Consider the following 19,981-nt stretch of genomic DNA (forward strand, 5'->3'; position numbering starts at 1 on the left):
GCGCATCGAGATCACGCAGCCACTGATGCGGATAATCTTCACCGACGCCCGACCAGCCCGGCAGCCTGATCCCCAGACAGCGCAGCCCGCCCGCAGCAACAGCAAACTCCACCGGGCGTATCCAAAAGCGGATGACCCAATCCCGGTGGAGGCAGAATATATACTCGCGATTGAGCTTGCCCCACGATCACAAAGTCGGCTTGTGGTCATGATGGATTATTTTCGCATCCAGGCCGGGCGCGAGACCTCGCCACGCTTCCGATAGACAGGACATTGCTCCTCGTGCGCTCCGCTCAAATAGCCCGTGGACATCAGGAACTCGTTGACGATCTCGCCGCCGTGAACACAAAAGTTTTCTTGAACAATTTTGTCCACTCCTCTTTTGTAAGCGGATGATGCGCGTCCAGCCAGCCTTTGAATGAACCAAAATCCTTCTTTAACCCGAGTATCTTCTGCGCGTTGACGATGGCCGCGTTGACCTTTAATCTATTTCGAATAATACCGCATCCGCAAGCAGCCGTTCACGGTCTTTTCATTGTATTTTGCGACTTTTTCTATTTTGAAATTATCGTAGGCGTTGCGGAAATTGTCGGCCTTCTTCAGGATCGTGATCCAGGAGAGCCCGGCCTGATTGATCTCAAGCACAAGCTCTCAAACAGTTCATCATCACCGCTTAATGGGAATCCGTATTGAGTATCGTGATACTCCTATTAAAAGTATCTTCAGGATGAGCGTTGCAGTATTCGCAATAAGTTGCCATGGTATGCCTGTCAAGTAGTGCTATTTGTCTTCAACAATTATCCAACCACGCGTATCTCTCGGCATATCAGATAAACATTCCGCGCCTGTCTCGGTGATGACGACATTGTCTTCAATACGCACGCCATTGCGGCCGGTCAGATAGATGCCGGGCTCCACAGTGTACGCCATACCGGGCTCAAGCAATTGCATATTGTCGCCGCGCATATACGGGTCTTCGTGACCTTCCATGCCGATGCCGTGACCGGTGCGGTGCGTGAAATATTTTCCGTAACCAGATCTCTCAATGACCTCGCGCGCGGCCTTGTCCACATCCGCGCACGGAACACCGGGGGCCTGCCTGCGGCACGGCCGGCGGCATTTGATTCCTGAACGATCTTGTGTATCTTTTGACATTCGTCATCCACCTCGCCCACAGCGAAGGTGCGCGTCAGGTCAGAGATATAACCTTCATATGCCGCGCCCCAGTCCACGACCAAAAGATCGCCCGCCTGCAATCTCCTTTCAGAAGGTGAAGCATGCGGATTCGCGGCGTGGGTCCGCCCGAAACGATGGGCGCAAAGGGGAATTCGGGATCGGAGCCATTCTTCAACAATTGCATCACCAACTCGGATGACAATTCGCGCTCGGTCATTCCATCTTTATTAATGTGATGGTCGCCTCCAACGCATCCTGCGCGATCTTCACGGCGCGGCGCATCAAGTCAACTTCAGCTTTGTCTTTCTTCAAACGCAGCATGGATAAAACATCACTCGCATCGGGGAATTCCGCTTCCGGCGCGCCTGTTTTTACGTGGCCAAACTCCAGCAACCGCAATTGACGCGGCTCCACGCCGATGCGCTTCCCATCCAGCCCCAAAAGCTGGGCTGCTTTACGAAAAGCATCGCCCCACTCTGATGGATTCTCACCGAATGCGACAGCCTGCACTTTGTATGGGAAGAGATCCATCTTGGGCAGTTCAAGCTCCGGCAGCACAAGCACAGGGTCCCGGCCAGCGCAACGAACAAAACAACAGGCCGTTCCATGAGATGGAAACGCAGGCCGGTCAAATAGGTCAGCGTGGGACCGGGATTTGAATAACCGCATCCAGGTTCGAGGTCCGCAGTGAAGCGGTGAGATTGTTGAGGCGCGCAAGTGTCACGTCAGTCTCCTAATCCAGTTTATGATTTTTTTTCGAGAACACATATAAGATCCCATCCACTACGACGGGGAAAAGCATATCAAAAGTGGTGACGAGGCGAAACCACCACGGAATAACAAGACTGCGGCGCGGGCGTTTGGCGACGTCCAGCACGCGGCGCGCAACATATGCAGAGGTCATGCGCGAGCTGAAAGATTTTCGAACCGAACCATAGGTACGACTCTTCCCAATATGCTGGCCAAATTCCGTCGCAGCGGGACCGGGATATATTCCGCTGACCTTAATGCCCAAAGGCGCAACTTCGCGACGCAGCGCATCGGTGAATGCTCGCGCGCCGTGTTTGCTGGCGGCATAACGTGATGAGCGGCGATGCGATCAGCCCTGCCACTGAAACCATGTTGATGATATGACCTTCTCTGCGCTTCAACATGTGGGGCAGCACGGTGCGCGTAACTTGCATGAGCGCGGTTAAGTTAGCCCTGTACCAGCATGGCAATATCGCGGTCCAACGAATGCTTCTCGAACCAATCCACCGCCCAATGCCGGCGTTATTAAAGAGGATGTCAATTTGGCCGTAAATATCCAGCGCGGACTTTACCATGTCATCCACATCAGCCGTATTGGTTATATCGACCGGATGGCAATTGCCTCACCACCCGCATCTTGAATTTTTTGCGCGAGGTCTTGCAATCGGTCAATGCGGCGCGCGGCAAGGATAACCCCTGCAGCCTGCCTGGGCAAAGAGCAGCGGCATCTTCTCCAAAGCCAGAGGATGCGCCGGTGATGAGGACAACTTTGTTTTTCAAATTTGGCATGAACGGATTATTCCAATACGTATCGTGTTAATTGTTTAACGCGAACTACACTAATTGATGAATTTCTCGAATTGATCAAAAAATCGCGTAATTCGCTCATTCGCCACATTCGCGTTGAAGATTTATACGGCGGTGAAAATAATAAAAAGAGTGACGCAGGTAATTTTATCACCCGCGCCACCTTGAAAAGCTGTTGCTATGAAATCAGGAAATTAGTACTACTCTTCCTGACTTTCCTCCCGCGCATGTTTCTTTGGACGCGGCGGTTCAACAGTTACCTTGTCAGAAAGCGCGATCGCCAGTACATCATCCATGTGCTTGATCGGAATGATCTTCAATTCAGACCTGGCGGTCTTGGGGAGTTCCATCAGATCCTTCATGTTCTTTTCCGGAAGCAGGACGGTCTTCAACCCGGCACGATGCGCGGCGAGAACCTTCTCGCGCACGCCGCCGATCGGGAGTATACGCCCGCGCAGGGTGATCTCGCCGGTCATGCCCACGTGACGCAGTACAGCCCGCCCGGTCAAGGCGGAGATGATGGCTGTCGCGATGGTAATTCCCGCCGATGGGCCATCCTTCGGAATGCCGCCTTCGGGCATGTGGATGTGAATATCCAGGCGCTCGAACACATCCAGGTCAATTTTCAACGCAGCGGAGCGTGACTTGATGTATGTCAGCGCGGCGTGAGCTGATTTCCGCATCACCTCACCCATTTGACCGGTCATCTGCATGCTGCCTTTGCCTTCAAGGATCGCGACCTCGACAGACATGATCTCGCCGCCGGTTTCAGTCCACGCGAGGCTGGTGGCGACGCCCACTTCATCAGTGCGCCCCGCTTCAGATTGAAAGACCTGCTGCGGACCGAGCAATTTCTCGATCATATCTGGCGCAATGGAGGTGGGATATTTCTTGCCTTCCGCTTTCAGGCGCGCCACCTTGCGGCTCACGCGTCCGATCTCGCGCTCCAAATTACGCACACCCGCTTCATAAGTGTATTCACGGATGATACGCTGTAATGCAGCGGGCTCGAACACCAAACCGAGATTATCAATTCCATTCTCTTCGATCTGGCGCGGAATGAGATAGCGGTTCGCGATCTCTACCTTTTCCTCTTCAATATAGCCGGGGAATTCGATCACCTCCATACGATCCAACAACGGGGATGGGATATTTCCCAATGAATTAGCGGTGGTCACGAACATGACCTTGGACAGGTCAAATGGCAGTTCAAGATAGTGATCGCTAAAGGAATGATTCTGCTCGGGGTCGAGCACTTCAAGCATGGCTGAAGCGGGATCGCCTCTAAAGTCTGAATACAGCTTGTCAATTTCATCCAGCATAAAGAGCGGATTTGCCGTGCCGGCGCGCTTCATCGTTTGAAGAATACGCCCGGGCAAAGCGCCGATATATGTGCGGCGATGTCCGCGGATCTCGGCTTCATCACGCACGCCGCCCAGCGAGACACGCACGAACTTGCGTCCCAGCGCATCCGCGATGGACCGGCCTAATGAAGTCTTGCCAACTCCGGGCGGCCCGACAAAACACAGGATCGGCTGGCGTTCCTTCTTTGGTTTGAGTGAACGCACGGCGATATATTCAAGGATTCTTTCCTTAGCCTTCTTCAAGCCATAATGATCGCGCTCAAGGATCTTCGCGGCATTCTTAACATCCAAATTATCCGGCGTGGAACTGCTCCAGGGCAGGTCGACGATCCAATCAACATACGTGCGGATCATGCCCACCTCGGGAGACATCGGCGGCATTTGATTCAACCGCTCCAACTCCTTCAACGCCACCTTCTTTGCTTCTTCCGGAAGGTTGGCGGTTTCCACCTTTTTCTTTAAGTCGGAGGCATCGCGCGAGAAAACATCGCCTTCGCCCAATTCCGTCTGGATCTGTTTCATCTGTTCGCGCAGATAGAACTCGCGCTGACTCTTATCCACTTCATTCTGCACACGCGAATGGATCTCGTCTTCCAGTTCAAGCACGTCCACTTCCTGCGCCAGAATATTATTCAACAACCCCAAACGCGCCTTGGGATCAAGGATAAGCAGCAGACGCAATTTTGACTCATAGGTTAATGAAAGCGAAGTGGAGATCATATCGGAAAGCCAGCCGGGTTCCGAAATGTTCAACGCGAATAAATGCGCTTCTTCGGGAATCGAGCGGTCCAGCTGCACACAGCGTTCGAACAGGCTCAGCGCGGAACGCATCAACGCCTGCGTTTGCCTGTCCGCCACTTGCGGCTCGTTGACCAGGCGCGCACGTACTTTTAGATAAGGTTTGGTATGGATGAACTCAACGATCTCAACCCGTTTGCGCCCCTGCACCAGCGCAGAACGCGAGCCATCGGGCATGCTCAATAAACGACCAACCGCCATTTCCACGCCGATCGGTAAAAAATCACTTACACCGGGCTCATCCAGCTCGGAATCTTTTTGGGTTAATCCGATTACAGTTTGCTCTTTTGCTGCGCCGCCTGAACAGCCAGCAGAGAAGCCTCGCGCCCGACAAAAATGGGAGAGACCATGCGCGGAAAAATGACCATGTCGCGCAATGGCAGCACCACGGCCTCGATCAGCCCGTCAGCGTTCGGCTCCATATTCGGGACACGATACAGTTCCTCGGTCCGCTGTGACAGCGTCAGGTCAAAATTATCTTCTTCTTCGTTCCAGTCAGATTGATGATTCATTTAATATTTTTCCATGCAGACATGACTTCCGCGGTGACAAACATGCTTCCAGCGGATAAGACAATGCTACCATCTTTTGACGACAATTCCAGCGCCCGCGCCAATGCGGATTTGACAGGAGTGACCGCTTCCGATTCAACCCCGGCCTGCTCACCCAACTGTTGAATTTTCTCCACTTCGAGCGCGCGCGGATGATCGGCGCGCGTAACAATAACTTTCTCGATCTTCGATTTCAACTCCGCGAACATGCCGGGGATATTCTTATCTTCCGAAGCGCCGAAGATGAGATAAACCTTTTTGCCGGGGAAATATATTTCAAGAGTTTCGCTCAACTTCGCGAAAGAATCCTGGTTATGCGCCGAGTCGAAGATCACAGGTGGTTCGCGCCGCGCAATCTCAAAGCGGGCGCGCCATTGTACTTGAGAAAAGCCTTTTTGTATCTGTTCGTCCGTGATGGGAATCACGCTGACTTTCAAGGCTGTATAAGCAGTGGCTGCGTTTTCGATCTGATGATTTCCGAGCAGGGGAATTTGCAATTTGACCATAGACCGCGGAGCGTTTCCCACCGTCCACTGTCCACTGTCCACCGTCAGGCTCTGCCCCTTCAAAGATGACTCGATCAACTCAAAATTTACGTCACGCCCGACCAAAGTTAACGCTGAATGCTTAAGCGCGGCTACACGCTCCAAAACAGCGAGCGATTCATCCTTTTGCGGCGACGAAACCACGGGCACGCCATCTTTAATGATGCCAGCCTTCTCCCCCGCGATCAATGTCAGGGTATTTCCCAACACAGCAGTATGGTCATAGGATAATGAAGTGATGACCGAAACCTTGGGTGTAACAATATTGGTTGCATCCAGCCGCCCACCCAGTCCCACTTCAAAGACCGCCGCGTTAACTCCGTATTTGCCAAATGCCATAAAAGCCAACGCAGTGGTAATTTCAAACGTGGTCAGTTTTTCGATCTTCGCCACATACGGCTTGATCTCATCCACCAATTCGATCAACTGTTCATGCGAGATGGGCGCGCCATTAATTTGAATTCGCTCTGTGTAATCCAGCAAATGCGGTGATGTGTACAAGCCAACCGAATATCCCGCCGCCTGCAAAGCCGCCGCACACATCGCGGACGTGGAGCCTTTGCCTTTCGTCCCTGCCACATGGATTATTGGATACATACTCTGCGGGTTGCCCAACGAATCCATCAACGCGAACATACGGTCAAGGTTGAAGTCCGCCTTGGCGAGTTCGGACGAATGTTTCAGGCTATAATCCACGAAAGAATAAAGGTAATCAAGGGCTTTGTTATAGTGATTTTCAATCTCAGTCATATAAGGGATTGTAAAACGTAATCTGTAATTCGTAAACTTATAAATGCGATGTCGCGGACTAAAGTTCCCAATCCAAAATCGCAAATCAAAAATCGTAAATTCCCATGCTCGCCACTCTCACCATCCGCCTACATCTTCCTGCTTGTTCTTCCCTCAAAGAAAAGCGCGGACGAATCAAGCCGCTGATCTCGCGTTTGCACCGCGAGTTTAACGTCTCTGTAGCGGAGATGGATTTGCAGGATAGATGGCAGGAAACCATGATCGTATGCGCGATGGTAAATTCTGACGCAGTGACTTTACGACAGTCCCTGCAAAGTGTGGCAAAATGGGTGGAAGCAAACTGGGAAGACGGTCAGATCATTGATGAAAAGATAGAAATAATTTGATGTCGCTGCGAGCGTTCTTTGCGACACTTGCGCCGCACGCCAGTGCAGGTGAGCAGCCTCATGTTAAAGATGAGATTGCTTCGGCGAAAGAACATCGCCTCGCAACGACATATAAATATAAGGAGGCATAAATGGATTTAAGATTGAAGAATAAACGCGCACTCGTGACCGGCTCATCCCGCGGACTTGGGTATGCCACCGCGCTGGCATTGGCAAAAGAAGGCTGCAAGGTTGCCATCAACGGGCGGGATGAGGCGAAGATCAAGGCTGTTGCGGAAAAGATGAGCAAGGAATCAGGCGCTCAGGTCATTGGGCTGGTTGGCGATGTCGGGTTGACCGATGTCCCTGAAAAATTGATCCAGCAAACAGTGGATGCGTTTGGCGGGCTGGATATTCTCATCACCAACGCGGGCGGACCTCCACCCGGGTCAATTGATTCGCTCGACGAAACCGCATGGCAAAAGGGCGTGGACTTATGTTTGATGCTGCATGTCCGTCTCATTAAAGCAGCGCTTCCATATTTGAGAAAATCAGATTCAGCCAGTGTCTTGACGGTTACATCCATGTCTGTCAAACAACCAATTTCGAATTTGCTTTTATCGAACAGCATTCGCATGGCGACGATCGGATTAACCAAGTCGCTGGCGTTGGATCTCGGCAAGGAAAACATTCGCTTCAACTCCATACTTCCAGGCTGGACGGAGACGGAACGTGTCACAGAGTTGATGACTGCCCGGGCAACAGCGAACGGCTCAACAGTTGAGGAAGAGACGCGCAAGCAGTCGGAGCAGAGTCCACTTGGCAGGCTGGGTCAGCCCGAAGAGTTCGCGAATGCCGCGGCATTCCTCGTCTCCCCCGCAGCTTCATATATAACCGGTGTGATGTTAAATGTGGATGGCGGGATGTATAAGGGCACGTTATAAAGTTGCAAGTTTAAAGTTTACAGGTTGGAAGGTTGCAACCTGCAAACCTTCCAACCTGCGACCTGTAACCTAATGGAGAAACCATGAACGAACAAAATGAAAAGATTTGCCTGAATTGCGAACGCACGGATGGACAAGTCCCGTTGCTGCATTTGACATTCAAGGATGAAACAAAATATATTTGCGCACAATGTCTGCCTGTGTTAATCCATAAGACTCACACGCTGAAAGATAAATTACCCGGCATTGAGATCGTTCCAGACAAGATAGATTAATTTTTTAACCAGTTATGCCAATGAATAAATTATCGCGTCTTACCCGTAACTCATTGATCATCGCGTTCTTTTTTCTGATAGATAAAATTCTGGCTTTCGTGCGTACGGGGATCATCTCGCGCCAGTATTCAGGGTCAGTGGAATTGCTGGATACTTTTAACGCCGCAAATAATCTACCCGATGTGTTGTTCGCGCTCATCTCGGGCGGCGCGCTGGCAATGGCATTCATTCCATTGCTGACGGAGTATCTCACCACCAAAGACCGCGCCGCCGCATGGGATCTGTTTTCTCGGGTCGCGAACGTTGCATTTCTGGTGACAGGTTCATTCGCCATTCTGATCGCCATTTTTGCGCAACCCATTGTGGATGCGAAACTTGGCATCGCACCCGGCTTTGACGCAGAGCAACGCAAACTACTCGCTGAATTGATGCGCTTGAATCTGATCGGCACAGTCATCTTTTCGATCAGCGGATTGGTGATGGCATCTTTGCAGGCGAATCAGCATTTTATTTTCCCCGCCATGGCGCCCAGCATGTACAACATCGGTCAGATCTTCGGCGCGATCTTTCTTGTGCCGCGCTATGGAATTCAGGGTTTGGTATATGGCGTCATCATCGGCGCGGCGATGCACTTGCTGATCCAAGTGCCGATGCTTTTCAAGTTTGGCTTCCGTTGGACTCCATCTTTGAATCTGCGTCACACCGGGTTGATCGAAGCTCTAAAATTAATGGCGCCGCGTTTGTTAACCATGGGCGGGATTCAGATCATCGTTTTGGCGCGCGATAATCTAGCCTCAAGACTCGACCAGGTCGGCGCGGTCACTTCGCTGACGTACGGCTGGATGATCATGCAAGTGCCTGAGACAATTCTTGGGACTGCCATCGCCACCGCGATGCTGCCTGCGCTTTCAGAACTCGCGGCACGCGGAGACTGGGCAGGCTTCCGTTCAACGATAGAACGCGCCCTGCGGGTTTTGATCTCACTAACTATTCCAATAGCAGCGGTCATGGCGGCAGGAATTCACCCGCTCGTGCGCGGAGTGTTTGGATTTGACGAAGCCACCTCCACGTTGATCACGTGGACAACACGCGCCTATTTAATGACATTGACAGGTTTCACCATCCACGAGATCGCGGCTCGTTCATTCTATGCGCGCAAGGAACCACTGTTCCCGCTTTACGCAGTGGGATTACGTCTGGTTATGTTTTTGGGAATAGGCATTATCGGATTGACATTCTTCAAGGAAATTGGCGCACCGATCATCGCGTTCGCAGAGATCGCCTTGCTGATAGAAGCCATCATCCTTTTCGGGTGGTTATCCAAGCGCACACATGAACCGATCCACGTGGGTAACTCAGTCATCAAAGGGTTGATAGCCGCAGTTATCGGAGGCGTAACAGCTTACGGCGTCGCGGTTTACGCGCCAGGCGGAGCGATCTCCACCGCTTTGCTGGGAATGGTCATCGGCGGAGTCATCGCGCTTGCTATCGTCTGGGCGGATGCGAAGCAGATATTTAATCTGTAACTGTTTGGAAAAACAAGTGCTCTCGTCCCCGGCGGCATCCACAGGATGCTTCGCAAAGGACGCCGCCTTGAGCAGAGGATTTTATTGACTTTGCACGAGATCCATTGTTTGGATGAACAGAAAATAAGAAAAAATTTGAAGGTTCAATAGGGAAGTATAATTATCAGCATGTCAGAACAATTAGAAAATACACAACCTCAAAAAACCGTTGAATTAGACGACACCCAACCGATCAAACCGATCAAGAAACCATCCCGTTGGCGTGCCGCACTCGTTAGCGTTTTGGGTTTCCTGCTGTTGGTCGGGCTGGGCGCATTCAGCGGATATTCTTCTGGAGTCAATCAACGCGTACAAGCGGAAGAGTCCATCACAGCACAACAGCTCTCCGAGCAATATTCATTCGCATTGGTGGATATTGAGTTTGGGCGGTATGACAACGCAAAACAACGCCTGCAGTACATTATCTCGAAAGACCCAGGGTACCCCGGCGCCCAGCAGAAATTGACAGAAGTGCTGGTAGTGAGTTCCATTCCAACGAGTACGCCAGTGCCCACACTCACCTCCACACCCGATTTCAGCGGAGCCGAGAGCGCCTTTCAACGCGCGCAGCAGCTCATTAACGCTCAAGATTGGCCCGGCGCCCTGGGCGCGCTGGATACCATCCGCAAACTTGACCCCACTTACAATACCGCTCAAGTAGACGGCATGTATTACTTTGCCCTGCGGAATTACGGCTTCGATCTCATCACCAAACAAGGCAACCTCGAAGGCGGCATCTATCACCTGACACTTGCCGAGCGCTTCGGACCGCTGGACAACACCGCGATCGGACTGCGTGAGGGTGCGCGCATGTACATCACCGGGGCAAGCTTTTGGGAGTTGGATTGGCTGCAAGCAGTCAATTATTTCGCTCAGGTCGGTATTGGCTGGCCGTCTTTATGGGACGGCACCATGACCGCCTCGCAGCGCTATTACATCGCCTCGATGCGCTATGGCGATGAGCTTTTCAATCAACAAAAATTTTGCGCCGCCGACGAACAATATTCTCATGCGCTGGCAATCGGTGCCCTGGACAATATTTCGGATGGCAATGCCGCTGAAGCTTATATTCAATGCCACCCTCCGACTGCCACGCTGGAAATCATCCCAACGGCCACGATAGACCCGGCTTTGCTCGCCACTCCGACAGAAACGCCAACAACAGCGCCTGTTCCCTGATCATGCCCATACCTCCTTCCTGGGTGATGGCGGTCTTCTTCTGGATGCACATGCTGGCGACAGTCACGTGGATCGGAAGCCTCGCCGCCATTAATCTGCTTGTCCTGCCCGCCTCGCAACGGACCTTGAAGCTGGCCGACCAACTCAGCTTTATCGCAGCCCTTCAAAAGAGACTTGAACCGCTGGCATGGTTCAGCATGGGATTGTTGGTGGTGACAGGATTATTCCAAATGAGCGCGAATCCGCATTACGATGGGTTCCTCTCCACCAGCACGCAATGGTCATTGGCAATTCTGGTTAAGCACAGTTTATCAGCGGTCATGGCGGTGGTCAGCGCGATTCAAACATGGGAAGTCCTGCCTGCCATTCATCGCACATTGATGAAGAAAGAAAATGCCAAAGCGGATGAACTTGCCAGGCTGCAAAGACGCGAAGTGATGTTGCTAAGAACCAACCTGTTACTTTCCGCGCTGATACTCGGTGCGACAGCATTTGCAAGAGCCGCATTATAGAAATAAAAAAAAGCCGCTACAAAAAGTAACGGCTTTTTGATTCGAATTTTATTTTACGGGGAAGGGACAACTGCCAGAAAATCCGCAGCGGACCAGCCAGCACGGGTCTCATCATACGGGGCAACGAGATACCACCAGGTATATCCATCAGCGACCTGCGGACCATCCTTCACAAGAAAGACTTCCGCTTCATCTCCGCGAAAAACAGTTTCAGCATTCAAGCCCGGTAACGCGCGGATGCGCAGTCCCTGTCCTTCGGTGCCGGTGATCTGTGCATAGCCGCCAATGCCGATGGTATTGGCCGCGAGCGTGGGCGTGGCAATTAACGGATCATTGGTGGGCGCGACTGTGACATTGGGGGTATGCGTCGGGGCGGGGACAATGGTCAGGTCAGCAGGAGCAAACCCAACGTCAGGAGAGAAGCGCGGAGATGTCCAGCCGATAAAGATCAGGGTGATGATCAGCAATAGCCCGGCAACTGCCAGAATGCCTAGAATCACATAGCGGTTTAAATAAGGGCGTAAGTCCATTGATCTATCTCTTTGGGTCTTTCAACAATTGTAAAGCATCTTTTGGCATGAGCACTTTCAACGCGCGGTGCAAAGTTTTAATCTCGGCTTTATTGCCGCCAAGCATAGGGTCGCCATCCACTTGAATGTTGAAAGCCGCGTCCGATTCAACCCGCGCAGTGTGGAATGGCAGGCAGCGCGCCTGATCGGATGTGAGATGACGGCCTGCCACAAGATCAAAAAAGTGACGCAGCGCATCCGCGAGGCTGTCACCGCTTAAGAGCCACATATCCATTTCGCCGTCGTCAAGCAGCGCGTTCGGTGAGATCAACGACATACCGCCCGCGTAATGGCGGATGTTGGTCGCGACCGCCACGAGATAATGTCCTTCTATAAATTCGCCATCGGTCCACACGCGCAGGTCAAGCCCATGCCAGAAGGTGGCTTCCCAAACTGTGGTTGCAAAAAAATGCGGAACGGACAAATGTTTAAAGTAACGTGGACGCGGTTCGATCTTATGAATAGTCTGCGCATCCAACCCAACGCCAGCCCACAACAAAAATGGGCGGTCGTTACAGAGACCAATATCAACATACTGCGGCTCGACATTCGCCAGCAGTTCTGCATTTTCGCGCAAGGCATGCCACTGGAACCAGCTAAAAGGTTTTTGTCCCTGCTCCAACGCCCAGACATTGGTTGTGCCGGCCGGAAGCACAGCCAGCGCGGTTTCGGTGTTGATCAATCCGCTCGCCACCTGACCAACCGTCCCGTCGCCGCCGATGGCGAAGACCGCGTCATATTTTTCACTGGCCGCTTGATGCGCGGTTTGCGTGGCATGGGTTCCGCTTAAGGTCTCGGCGATCTCCATGCTCCAGCCCGCGTATTTCAGCGGATGGATAATTCCATGCACGAAACGTCCCACGGGATAACGCCCCGCGGTTGGATTGTAGAGTAGCAGTCCCTTTCGCATGGCGAGGATTATACCTGAGGGTAAATCAACTCCAACTCGCAATGATATAATCCAACCCAATGAACGAAGGGACTCTACTTAACGGTCGTTATCAACTACTTGAAAAACTCGGCTCTGGCGGCATGGCTGAAGTTTTCCGCGCGCGCGATCCCATTTTGGATCGCATTGTCGCCATTAAAGTCCTGCGACAGGATTATTCAAATAACCCGGAGTTTCAGGAACACTTCCGCACCGAAGCGCGCGCCGCTGCGAATCTTTCACACCCAAACATTGTCACCGTGCATGATTTTGGCTTTGCTGAAAATCTGCTCTTCATCGTCATGGAATATATCCCCGGCAAAGACCTGAAACAGCTGATCCGCCAGCGTGGGCGCTTTACGGTCGAAGCGGGTATCCCGCTCATCATTCAAGCCTGTGCCGGGCTGGGATATGCCCACCGCGCGGGACTTGTCCATTGTGACGTCAAGCCGCATAACATGCTGGTCTCACCCGACGGCCGTCTCAAGGTCACCGACTTTGGCATTGCCCGCGCCCTCGCCACCATGATGCCTGACGAGAAAGCCGATGTGGTCTGGGGCTCGCCTCTGTACTTTTCGCCGGAACAGGCCCGCGGAGAAGCGCCCGCGCCCGCCTCCGATGTATACTCGCTCGGCGTGGTCATGTACGAGCTCTTGAGCGGCACAACACCGTTCACCGCCACCACCGCCGATGAACTTGCGCGACTGCATGTGTCTGCGCGCCCGATCCCCATCCGCGAATACATTCCAGAAATTCCAACAGCGCTCGAAGAGATCATCACAAAAGTATTGTCCAAGGAACCTGCCGCGCGTTATCGCACCGCAGATCAACTTGGGCGGGTTCTGTTAAGATTTGGAACGCAGCCCGACCAGCCCGCGCCCGAAATCGAAACTGCGGAGAGGATTCCGACCAAAGAAACGCCGCCTCCACCTCCGCCGCGGCTTGAACCCGCCAAACCAAGGTACATTCCGCCCGAGCCGACGCCTCCCGCTGACGAACCCGGACTTGCTTCCGCCTTCGATGAAATTGACTGGGTCTCTGTTGGACTCGGCCTCCTGGCAGTCGTAGCTGTTGGCGGACTGATCCCATTTTGGATGATGGTCTATTTCGCCTATAATCCGCCACTTCCGTAATTAAAGGTTCAGACCTGACAGGTATTCAAAAACCTGTCAGGTCTTTTCTCACATTTATGAATAACTTCCTAATTGCCCCCTCCATCATCGCATCAGACTTCACCCGTTTAGCCCACGAGATTGCAGCTATTGAGTCCGCCGGCGCAGATTGGCTGCACATGGACATCATGGACGGACATTTTGTTCCCACCATCACGGTCGGTCCACTGTTCGTGGAAGCCTGCAAACGCGCCACAAAGCTTCCCATTGACGCGCATTTGATGATCTCCAACCCAGATCAGTATTTGGAAGCATTTGCCAAAGCCGGCGCGAACAATATTACCGTTCATGTAGAAACCTGTCCCGACCTGCCGCAAATAATAAAAAAAATAAAATCTTTGGGATGTAACGCGGGGGTCACATTGAATCCCGCCACTCCCTCCTCTGCATTGGATGCGGCGCTTCCATTGGTTGACCTGGTCTTGGTGATGAGTGTCAAGCCGGGTTTTTCAGGTCAATCCTTTCTGCCTGAAATGATCGCCAAGGTGGAAGAGATCCGCAATAAATTAAATGCCTTGCGTTCCAAAGCCCGCCTTGAAGTGGACGGCGGGATCACAGTTGAAACCCTGCCCCTCATGTATCGAGCCGGTGCGGATGTTTTCGTGGCTGGCAACGCAGTCTTCAAGCATCCACAGGGCGCCGGAGCAGGCATTAAGGCGCTAAGAGATGCGGTGGCGAGGATTGAACGGTAGTGATTTAAAAAATGAAAGAGCTTTACTTCCTGCAATAAGAGGGTCTCGGGCAGTGCTCCCTTACAAGGACAAAATTAATTAAAAACAAAAATCACGGCGTTGAGCCGTGATTTTTGTTGGGATGAAAAAACGAACCTTAAGCCGCAGATTTGCCAAGCGTCTTGATGCACTTCGCGCACAAGATTTTCTTGATCATGCGACCCTTCTCCATTACCGAGACCTTTTGCAGGTTCGGCTTGAACGTGCGATTGGTCGCGCGTTGAGAGAATGAACGGCTGTGACCGAAGGTGGTTGCTTTTCCGCAGGAGTTACACTTTGCCATGATATTTATCCTTTCAATACAATGATTCCAGATGAGCCGCCCTTTTTAGGGGCAGGGCATTCTACCATAGAACGCAACCATATTCAAGATTAGATGTTAAAATAGGAACATGAAAGAATATTACCCGGACTTCGGAAATTCCCGCGGTCTTTAGAGCAAACGAGGATAATTATGGGCGAAGAAACAACTTCATTGGGCGGGATCCAGATCTCGCCGGACGCGGTGGCAACGATCGCATATCACGCCACTTTGGAATCATATGGCGTGGTGGGGCTTGCGCCAAAAAATCTGACCGACGGAATCGTAGCATCCATCACACGCGAACCTTCGCGCGGGGTCTCTGTCTCGTATAAAGGTGATGATATTGATATTGACATCCACATCATCATTGAGTACGGTACGCGCATCAACTCTGTGGCGCAAAGCGTGGCAAACACAGTCCGTTTCCATGTGGAAAAGGCGCTGGGTTTGCAAGTTAATTCAGTCAATGTGCATGTAGCGGGCTTGCGCATCAGCAATTCGGATTAGGAGAATAGAACCTTATGGCTGTGGACCCCGCACGCATTGATAAATTCCGCCGGCTGCCGATCGACGGCCAGTCTCTCAAACGCCTCATTGACGCGGGACTGACCTGGCTGCGCACGAACAAGGATATGGTCAACGCCTTGAATGTGTTCCCGGTCCCGGACGGTGACACCGGCACGAACATGACCCTCACCCTGCAAGCTGCATGGAATGAGATCAAGGATTCCGGGACGTCTCACCTCGGTGAGATGGCGGCGCTCGTCTCCAAGGGCGCCCTAATGGGTGCGCGCGGAAACTCCGGTGTGATCACCAGCCAGATCCTGCGCGGGTTCTCACGCGGCTGTCACGACAAGGCGACATTGGATGTCGCAACCATCGCCAAAGCATTTGGCGAAGCGCGTGACACAGCCTATAAAGGAGTGGTCCGTCCCGTTGAGGGGACGATCTTAACCGTCATCAAAGAAGTGGCGATTGCAACAGAAGCAGCTTTGGGGTCGGTAAAAGATCCGATTGAGATGCTCGAAGTGGCAGTCAGGGCCGCGGACGAAGCAGTCAAAAAGACGCCGGAAATGCTCCCAGTCCTCAAACAAGCGGGCGTGGTTGATTCCGGCGGCAAGGGCTTGTTCTTTATTCTGGAAGGTATGCTGAGACATGTGTACGGCGAGTCGCTAGAGACGCCGACCACGATGGTGCATTCGCTTTCCGCGATGGACTTGCAGGGCGCACTGGATGAAGTGGAAGAGGGACAAGATTACGAGATCGTCGTGGATTTTGTTCCAACCAACGAATTGAATTTAGCGTCATTCTATGCGCGGCTCGAAGAGATGGGAACATCCATTCAGGTGGGCGAAGGCGAAGGCATGTACCGCATGCACATCCATGTACCGCTTGAAAAACGCTATGAACCGATCGATTACATTATGGAGATTGGTACGGTGACAAAGGTCGCCATCGAGAACCTGCTCGCCCAAATGGATGATATTCAAAAGAGCAAACAGCTTCAGTTCACGCCTGTGGAACCGGGCAGTATCGCAGTTGTGGTGGTTTCACCGGGACAGGGGCTGAGCCGCATCTTCGCGAGCCTGGGCGTGGCCGCCATTGTGGCTGGCGGGCAGAGCATGAATCCGTCCACCCAGGATATTTTGAATTCCTTTGAAAACCTGCCGACCGATAAAGTGATCATTTTGCCAAACAACAAGAATATTGTTCTGGCGGCAAACCAGGCCAAGGAAGTCACGGTGAAGCATGTGGCAGTTGTGCCGACGCGCACCGTTCCGCAGGGACTGGCCGCCATGCTCTCGCTCGCCCCGGAAGGCGAGCTGCAAGCGGTGGCAGATAAAATGGCAAAAGCCATGGCGCATGTCAAAACAGGCGAGATCACAATTGCAACCCGCACCGTTGAAATTGACGGGGTCAGCGTAAAAGATGGTCAGGTGATCGCTTTGCTGGACGGCAAACTGGTCGTCTCGGCAGAGTCCGTCGAGCAGGGTGTCATGGAACTGCTTGAAAAAGCCAATGCCGTCGAACATGAGCTGATCACGTTCTTTTATGGCGAAGACATGCCTCACGGCGAAGCGAATCGCATTGCAGATGTGGTGCGTGAAAAATATAAATCCCATGAAATTGAAGTGCAGGAAGGCGGGCAGCCGCACTATCAATTCATTATTTCGATCGAATAGCTTCATGTCGTTGCGAGAAGCGAAGCGACGAAGCAACTCCCCTACGTCGTGTGGATTGCTTCGTCGGGAAATCACCCTCCTCGCAATGACATAAAATATAAACAAAAACGGACGCAGGCACCTGCGTCCGTTTTTGTTTTTGAAATGATGAGTTTATTTTGTCTTATATGTGGTTTTGAACAGCCCGTAAATTGCCTTTGCCAGTTCAACTCCCTGGATAATGATTATGATAATCATGGTGATCGGGAAAGATAGGTTGAATACGGTCATCAATGCCTGTGCGTCGACCGAGCTTTCAGGAATGTTAGCAAATGACTCCGCTGTGAAGCCAATGATGTTTGGTGTGCTCAGGATCAGGAATGTCAATACGATGCCGGCAGCTTCGATCAGCACCTTGGCGATGCGCGTGAACGGTGTCCATAATGCATTGCGGAGGAGAAAAACATCCAGAACGATCTCGGCAAGGAAGATGGCATTGATCCACGGGATGAATTTGAGGAATACATCCGAGAACATGGGGATAAAGTACCACTTGTTTTCCGCGAAGAAAGACGCGCCAAGTATCTCAAAATATAAATTTAGAATGGCGAGTCCAATAAAGGTAAATACGATTTCAACGATGATCTCTCCGCGTTTGACTGTGTCCGGATCGGGTTCTTTTGTAAGAGAAGCAGGATCCCAATCCTTTTCATCGTTGAAACCGCCTATCTCCTTGTCGGGAATCACCCGTTCAAGAATTGCAAAGACCAGCACCACATTGCCGAACGCAGCGATGGCAGCGGAAAGCGCGTTGCCTAATCCGCCGCCAATGATATTTACAAAATCCATACCCATCATGGGAGTGTCGGTCACGGCGCGCACGCCTGCCAATCCCAACATCACAAATACAACTACTGTGATCACGATCTTCAATACGAACAGGAAGAACGGGAATAAGCGCGGACCGATCAAATACGGATGCGGGTTATAGGTCGCCGCTATTTTCTGAGGCGAACCGTACTCTTTCAGCAGCTCGATCTCCATCGCTTCATCGCGCATGTGTCCCGTAGTGGAGACGCGATCTTCCAACATATCCTCCAGCGTGGAGCGCAATTCTTTTTCAATATCCTCACGCCCCTTGAGGAGCGGCAGGTTCTTTCCAACTTCAGTTACATAACGGTCTATGAGGTTCATGTCTTTTCCTTTCCTTACGCCAGCATGCCATTCATCACAGAGACAATGCCAGCCCATTCCTTTTTCAACTTCGGCAGCAGTTTTTTTCCTTCCGCGCTGATGACGTAATATCTGCGCGGACGCGCCTCTTCAAGTTTCCAAACGGATTCCAATAATCCCTGCGTCTCCAACCGACGGAGAAGCGGGTACAACGTTCCTGATCAACTTCCAGCCCTTGATCTGAAAGCAACTTCAACAGGAGTAGCCATATTGCTCGTCACTCAATTGACTGAGCACTGCCAGCACGATCACGCCGCGCCGTAGTTCAAGGACAACATTGTCGAGCGATTCAGTGTTTGCCATATATCAACCTTTGTCGCATGATACCGTGTTTCACACAGTATGTCAGAAGGGGTAAGAGAGATCGTTGACAGTCACTTTAAAAATGACTGTCAACTGCTATTATGTTAAACTTTGACTATGAAAATCGGAATCGTCACAGACTCAACATCCGACATCCCCGCGTATCTTGTTGCAGAACATAATATTCAAGTCGTTCCCACGATCTTGATTTTGGAGGGGAAAGAATACGCGGATGGAATTGGCATCACGCGCGAAGAATTCTATAACCGCCTGCCCCTCGCTTCGCACCCCGCCGACAACTGCTGCGCCTTCGATCGGAGATTTCACCACGCCTTATGAGACTCTGCTCACGCAAGGCTGTGACCATATCATTTCCATTCACGCCGCAAGCCAATTGACAACCATCGTCAATGTAGCGCGTCAGGCCGCAAAAGAATTCCCCGATAAAGTCACCTGCATTGACAGCGGCTCGCTTTCATTGGGCCTCGGCTTTCAGACGCTGGCTGCTGCTGAAGAATCGGAGCTTGGATTGAAACCTACATTGGATGCGATCGCTTCCACCCGTAAGCGGCTTCAAGTCTCAGCTGCGCTGGATACAATGGAATATCTCAAACGCAGTGGACGAGTCCCCGGCGCGGTGGCAACTCTGGGCGGATTATTATCCATCAAGCCAATGATCGAGTTAGTCGATGGCGAAGTAAAAGCCGTTGGAGCAATCCGCACTACCAAACAGGCGGATGAGCGCATTTTAAATTTCCTGCTTGGTCTCGGAGATATGGAGCGTCTCGCTATTTACATACCAACGCTGAACCGCGCGCGAGACAATTGCTGAATGAATTGAATAACCGCGCGCGAAAATCAATTCCACGCGATATTTTGTTCGTAAATGTCACAGCGGTCATTGGCACACATCTTGGGCCGAATGGATTGTTTTGCGGTGAAAAATAGAAGCGGTTTTAGCCGCTTCTATTTTTATTGTGGTTATTGCCTGCGTTGTT

The 19,981-nt window shown here is 51.9% G+C and carries 24 protein-coding genes and 2 pseudogenes; 11 read left to right on the top strand and 15 right to left on the bottom strand.

Annotation, left to right across the window (positions count from 1 at the left end; genetic code table 11):
* Positions 1 to 216: 216 nt before the first annotated feature.
* The 10 genes and pseudogenes from IPL17_RS12485 to IPL17_RS12530 form a co-directional block, all read right to left on the bottom strand.
* Positions 217 to 704: pseudogene (locus IPL17_RS12485) on the bottom strand (DNA-3-methyladenine glycosylase I); the annotation flags it as partial.
* 76 nt (positions 705 to 780) lie between these two features.
* The gene (locus IPL17_RS12490) at positions 781 to 1,155 is read right to left on the bottom strand and encodes a M24 family metallopeptidase (RefSeq protein ID WP_345307422.1); all 375 of its coding nucleotides are present in this window, start codon (positions 1,153 to 1,155) and stop codon (positions 781 to 783) included.
* A pseudogene (locus tag IPL17_RS12495) lies at positions 1,152 to 1,256 on the bottom strand (M24 family metallopeptidase); the annotation flags it as partial. The gene IPL17_RS12490 and the pseudogene IPL17_RS12495, both read right to left, overlap by 4 nt.
* 133 nt (positions 1,257 to 1,389) lie before the next feature.
* The gene (locus IPL17_RS12500; protein ID WP_345307423.1) at positions 1,390 to 1,740 is read right to left on the bottom strand and encodes a hypothetical protein; all 351 of its coding nucleotides are present in this window, start codon (positions 1,738 to 1,740) and stop codon (positions 1,390 to 1,392) included.
* A 169-nt stretch (positions 1,741 to 1,909) separates the two neighbouring features.
* Positions 1,910 to 2,212, bottom strand: a complete 303-nt coding sequence (locus tag IPL17_RS12505; protein WP_345307441.1) for a hypothetical protein — start codon at positions 2,210 to 2,212, stop codon at positions 1,910 to 1,912.
* Entirely contained in the window at positions 2,181 to 2,501 is a 321-nt protein-coding gene (locus IPL17_RS12510; protein WP_345307442.1) for an SDR family oxidoreductase, read from the bottom strand. The genes IPL17_RS12505 and IPL17_RS12510 overlap by 32 nt, the downstream gene beginning before the upstream one ends.
* A gap of 10 nt (positions 2,502 to 2,511) precedes the next feature.
* Complete coding sequence (locus IPL17_RS12515; protein ID WP_345307424.1) at positions 2,512 to 2,715, bottom strand: hypothetical protein; 204 nt, start codon at positions 2,713 to 2,715, stop codon at positions 2,512 to 2,514.
* A 218-nt stretch (positions 2,716 to 2,933) separates the two neighbouring features.
* Positions 2,934 to 5,273 carry an endopeptidase La gene (gene lon / locus IPL17_RS12520; protein ID WP_345307443.1) on the bottom strand — a complete coding sequence of 780 codons (2,340 nt, stop codon included), beginning with the start codon at positions 5,271 to 5,273 and terminating at the stop codon, positions 2,934 to 2,936.
* Complete coding sequence (locus IPL17_RS12525; RefSeq protein ID WP_345307425.1) at positions 5,168 to 5,407, bottom strand: LON peptidase substrate-binding domain-containing protein; 240 nt, start codon at positions 5,405 to 5,407, stop codon at positions 5,168 to 5,170. Before IPL17_RS12525 ends, lon begins: the two co-directional genes overlap by 106 nt.
* On the bottom strand, positions 5,404 to 6,741 hold the full coding sequence (locus IPL17_RS12530) for a folylpolyglutamate synthase/dihydrofolate synthase family protein (protein WP_345307426.1): 1,338 nt from the start codon (positions 6,739 to 6,741) through the stop codon (positions 5,404 to 5,406). Before IPL17_RS12530 ends, IPL17_RS12525 begins: the two co-directional genes overlap by 4 nt.
* A gap of 104 nt (positions 6,742 to 6,845) precedes the next feature.
* Between IPL17_RS12530 and IPL17_RS12535 the strand changes: the two genes are divergently transcribed.
* The 6 genes from IPL17_RS12535 (at position 6,846) to IPL17_RS12560 (ending at position 11,581) form a co-directional block, all read left to right on the top strand.
* Positions 6,846 to 7,127 carry a DUF503 domain-containing protein gene (locus IPL17_RS12535; protein ID WP_345307427.1) on the top strand — a complete coding sequence of 94 codons (282 nt, stop codon included), beginning with the start codon at positions 6,846 to 6,848 and terminating at the stop codon, positions 7,125 to 7,127.
* 131 nt (positions 7,128 to 7,258) lie between these two features.
* Positions 7,259 to 8,050, top strand: a complete 792-nt coding sequence (locus tag IPL17_RS12540) for an SDR family oxidoreductase (protein WP_345307428.1) — start codon at positions 7,259 to 7,261, stop codon at positions 8,048 to 8,050.
* Between the two features lie 83 nt (positions 8,051 to 8,133).
* Entirely contained in the window at positions 8,134 to 8,325 is a 192-nt protein-coding gene (locus IPL17_RS12545; RefSeq protein WP_345307429.1) for a hypothetical protein, read from the top strand.
* Positions 8,326 to 8,345: 20 nt separating this feature from the next.
* Positions 8,346 to 9,851 (top strand): murein biosynthesis integral membrane protein MurJ, encoded by a 1,506-nt coding sequence (gene murJ / locus IPL17_RS12550; RefSeq protein WP_345307430.1) that lies wholly within the window; start codon positions 8,346 to 8,348, stop codon positions 9,849 to 9,851.
* Positions 9,852 to 10,019: 168 nt separating this feature from the next.
* Positions 10,020 to 11,069 (top strand): hypothetical protein, encoded by a 1,050-nt coding sequence (locus IPL17_RS12555; RefSeq protein WP_345307431.1) that lies wholly within the window; start codon positions 10,020 to 10,022, stop codon positions 11,067 to 11,069.
* 2 nt (positions 11,070 to 11,071) lie between these two features.
* Positions 11,072 to 11,581 carry a CopD family protein gene (locus tag IPL17_RS12560; RefSeq protein ID WP_345307432.1) on the top strand — a complete coding sequence of 170 codons (510 nt, stop codon included), beginning with the start codon at positions 11,072 to 11,074 and terminating at the stop codon, positions 11,579 to 11,581.
* Between the two features lie 53 nt (positions 11,582 to 11,634).
* On the opposite strand, the gene IPL17_RS12565 is transcribed toward IPL17_RS12560, so the two are convergent.
* Together IPL17_RS12565 and IPL17_RS12570 are read right to left on the bottom strand one after the other, a co-directional pair.
* Positions 11,635 to 12,111 (bottom strand): hypothetical protein, encoded by a 477-nt coding sequence (locus tag IPL17_RS12565; protein WP_345307433.1) that lies wholly within the window; start codon positions 12,109 to 12,111, stop codon positions 11,635 to 11,637.
* A 4-nt stretch (positions 12,112 to 12,115) separates the two neighbouring features.
* On the bottom strand, positions 12,116 to 13,060 hold the full coding sequence (locus tag IPL17_RS12570; RefSeq protein WP_345307434.1) for a diacylglycerol kinase family protein: 945 nt from the start codon (positions 13,058 to 13,060) through the stop codon (positions 12,116 to 12,118).
* A 59-nt stretch (positions 13,061 to 13,119) separates the two neighbouring features.
* On the opposite strand from IPL17_RS12570, the gene IPL17_RS12575 reads away from it, so the two are divergent.
* Together IPL17_RS12575 and rpe are read left to right on the top strand one after the other, a co-directional pair.
* Complete coding sequence (locus tag IPL17_RS12575) at positions 13,120 to 14,211, top strand: protein kinase (RefSeq protein ID WP_345307435.1); 1,092 nt, start codon at positions 13,120 to 13,122, stop codon at positions 14,209 to 14,211.
* Between the two features lie 56 nt (positions 14,212 to 14,267).
* Positions 14,268 to 14,942, top strand: coding sequence for a ribulose-phosphate 3-epimerase (rpe, locus tag IPL17_RS12580; protein WP_345307436.1), 675 nt, complete (start codon positions 14,268 to 14,270; stop codon positions 14,940 to 14,942).
* Positions 14,943 to 15,078: 136 nt separating this feature from the next.
* On the opposite strand, the gene rpmB is transcribed toward rpe, so the two are convergent.
* The gene (rpmB, locus tag IPL17_RS12585; RefSeq protein WP_345307179.1) at positions 15,079 to 15,264 is read right to left on the bottom strand and encodes a 50S ribosomal protein L28; all 186 of its coding nucleotides are present in this window, start codon (positions 15,262 to 15,264) and stop codon (positions 15,079 to 15,081) included.
* 171 nt (positions 15,265 to 15,435) lie between these two features.
* Between rpmB and IPL17_RS12590 the strand changes: the two genes are divergently transcribed.
* Together IPL17_RS12590 and IPL17_RS12595 are read left to right on the top strand one after the other, a co-directional pair.
* Entirely contained in the window at positions 15,436 to 15,792 is a 357-nt protein-coding gene (locus IPL17_RS12590) for an Asp23/Gls24 family envelope stress response protein (RefSeq protein ID WP_345307178.1), read from the top strand.
* A gap of 14 nt (positions 15,793 to 15,806) precedes the next feature.
* Positions 15,807 to 17,468: a DAK2 domain-containing protein gene (locus IPL17_RS12595; RefSeq protein WP_345307437.1), complete on the top strand. Its 1,662-nt coding sequence runs from the start codon at positions 15,807 to 15,809 to the stop codon at positions 17,466 to 17,468.
* Between the two features lie 153 nt (positions 17,469 to 17,621).
* On the opposite strand, the gene IPL17_RS12600 is transcribed toward IPL17_RS12595, so the two are convergent.
* Together IPL17_RS12600 and IPL17_RS12605 are read right to left on the bottom strand one after the other, a co-directional pair.
* Complete coding sequence (locus IPL17_RS12600) at positions 17,622 to 18,641, bottom strand: hypothetical protein (RefSeq protein ID WP_345307438.1); 1,020 nt, start codon at positions 18,639 to 18,641, stop codon at positions 17,622 to 17,624.
* A 14-nt stretch (positions 18,642 to 18,655) separates the two neighbouring features.
* Entirely contained in the window at positions 18,656 to 18,793 is a 138-nt protein-coding gene (locus tag IPL17_RS12605) for a hypothetical protein (RefSeq protein WP_345307439.1), read from the bottom strand.
* Positions 18,794 to 19,215: 422 nt separating this feature from the next.
* Here IPL17_RS12605 and IPL17_RS12610 point away from each other — a divergent pair, with 422 nt between their 5' ends.
* Positions 19,216 to 19,815, top strand: coding sequence for a DegV family protein (locus tag IPL17_RS12610; protein ID WP_345307440.1), 600 nt, complete (start codon positions 19,216 to 19,218; stop codon positions 19,813 to 19,815).
* Positions 19,816 to 19,981: the final 166 nt, after the last annotated feature.

This window comes from Candidatus Villigracilis saccharophilus, assembly GCF_016711665.1.

Bases quoted from the DNA above. Each gene is read 5' to 3' on its own strand.
- IPL17_RS12490 (WP_345307422.1), bottom strand. From the start codon at position 1,155: ATGTCAAAAGATACACAAGATCGTTCAGGAATCAAATGCCGCCGGCCG.
- IPL17_RS12510 (WP_345307442.1), bottom strand. From the start codon at position 2,501: ATGGTAAAGTCCGCGCTGGATATTTACGGCCAAATTGACATCCTCTTT.
- IPL17_RS12515 (WP_345307424.1), bottom strand. From the start codon at position 2,715: ATGCCAAATTTGAAAAACAAAGTTGTCCTCATCACCGGCGCATCCTCT.
- IPL17_RS12525 (WP_345307425.1), bottom strand. From the start codon at position 5,407: ATGAATCATCAATCTGACTGGAACGAAGAAGAAGATAATTTTGACCTG.
- IPL17_RS12530 (WP_345307426.1), bottom strand. From the start codon at position 6,741: ATGACTGAGATTGAAAATCACTATAACAAAGCCCTTGATTACCTTTAT.
- IPL17_RS12535 (WP_345307427.1), top strand. From the start codon at position 6,846: ATGCTCGCCACTCTCACCATCCGCCTACATCTTCCTGCTTGTTCTTCC.
- IPL17_RS12540 (WP_345307428.1), top strand. From the start codon at position 7,259: ATGGATTTAAGATTGAAGAATAAACGCGCACTCGTGACCGGCTCATCC.
- IPL17_RS12545 (WP_345307429.1), top strand. From the start codon at position 8,134: ATGAACGAACAAAATGAAAAGATTTGCCTGAATTGCGAACGCACGGAT.
- murJ (WP_345307430.1), top strand. From the start codon at position 8,346: ATGAATAAATTATCGCGTCTTACCCGTAACTCATTGATCATCGCGTTC.
- IPL17_RS12555 (WP_345307431.1), top strand. From the start codon at position 10,020: ATGTCAGAACAATTAGAAAATACACAACCTCAAAAAACCGTTGAATTA.
- IPL17_RS12560 (WP_345307432.1), top strand. From the start codon at position 11,072: ATGCCCATACCTCCTTCCTGGGTGATGGCGGTCTTCTTCTGGATGCAC.
- IPL17_RS12565 (WP_345307433.1), bottom strand. From the start codon at position 12,111: ATGGACTTACGCCCTTATTTAAACCGCTATGTGATTCTAGGCATTCTG.
- IPL17_RS12570 (WP_345307434.1), bottom strand. From the start codon at position 13,060: ATGCGAAAGGGACTGCTACTCTACAATCCAACCGCGGGGCGTTATCCC.
- IPL17_RS12575 (WP_345307435.1), top strand. From the start codon at position 13,120: ATGAACGAAGGGACTCTACTTAACGGTCGTTATCAACTACTTGAAAAA.
- rpe (WP_345307436.1), top strand. From the start codon at position 14,268: ATGAATAACTTCCTAATTGCCCCCTCCATCATCGCATCAGACTTCACC.
- rpmB (WP_345307179.1), bottom strand. From the start codon at position 15,264: ATGGCAAAGTGTAACTCCTGCGGAAAAGCAACCACCTTCGGTCACAGC.
- IPL17_RS12590 (WP_345307178.1), top strand. From the start codon at position 15,436: ATGGGCGAAGAAACAACTTCATTGGGCGGGATCCAGATCTCGCCGGAC.
- IPL17_RS12595 (WP_345307437.1), top strand. From the start codon at position 15,807: ATGGCTGTGGACCCCGCACGCATTGATAAATTCCGCCGGCTGCCGATC.
- IPL17_RS12600 (WP_345307438.1), bottom strand. From the start codon at position 18,641: ATGAACCTCATAGACCGTTATGTAACTGAAGTTGGAAAGAACCTGCCG.
- IPL17_RS12610 (WP_345307440.1), top strand. From the start codon at position 19,216: ATGGAATTGGCATCACGCGCGAAGAATTCTATAACCGCCTGCCCCTCG.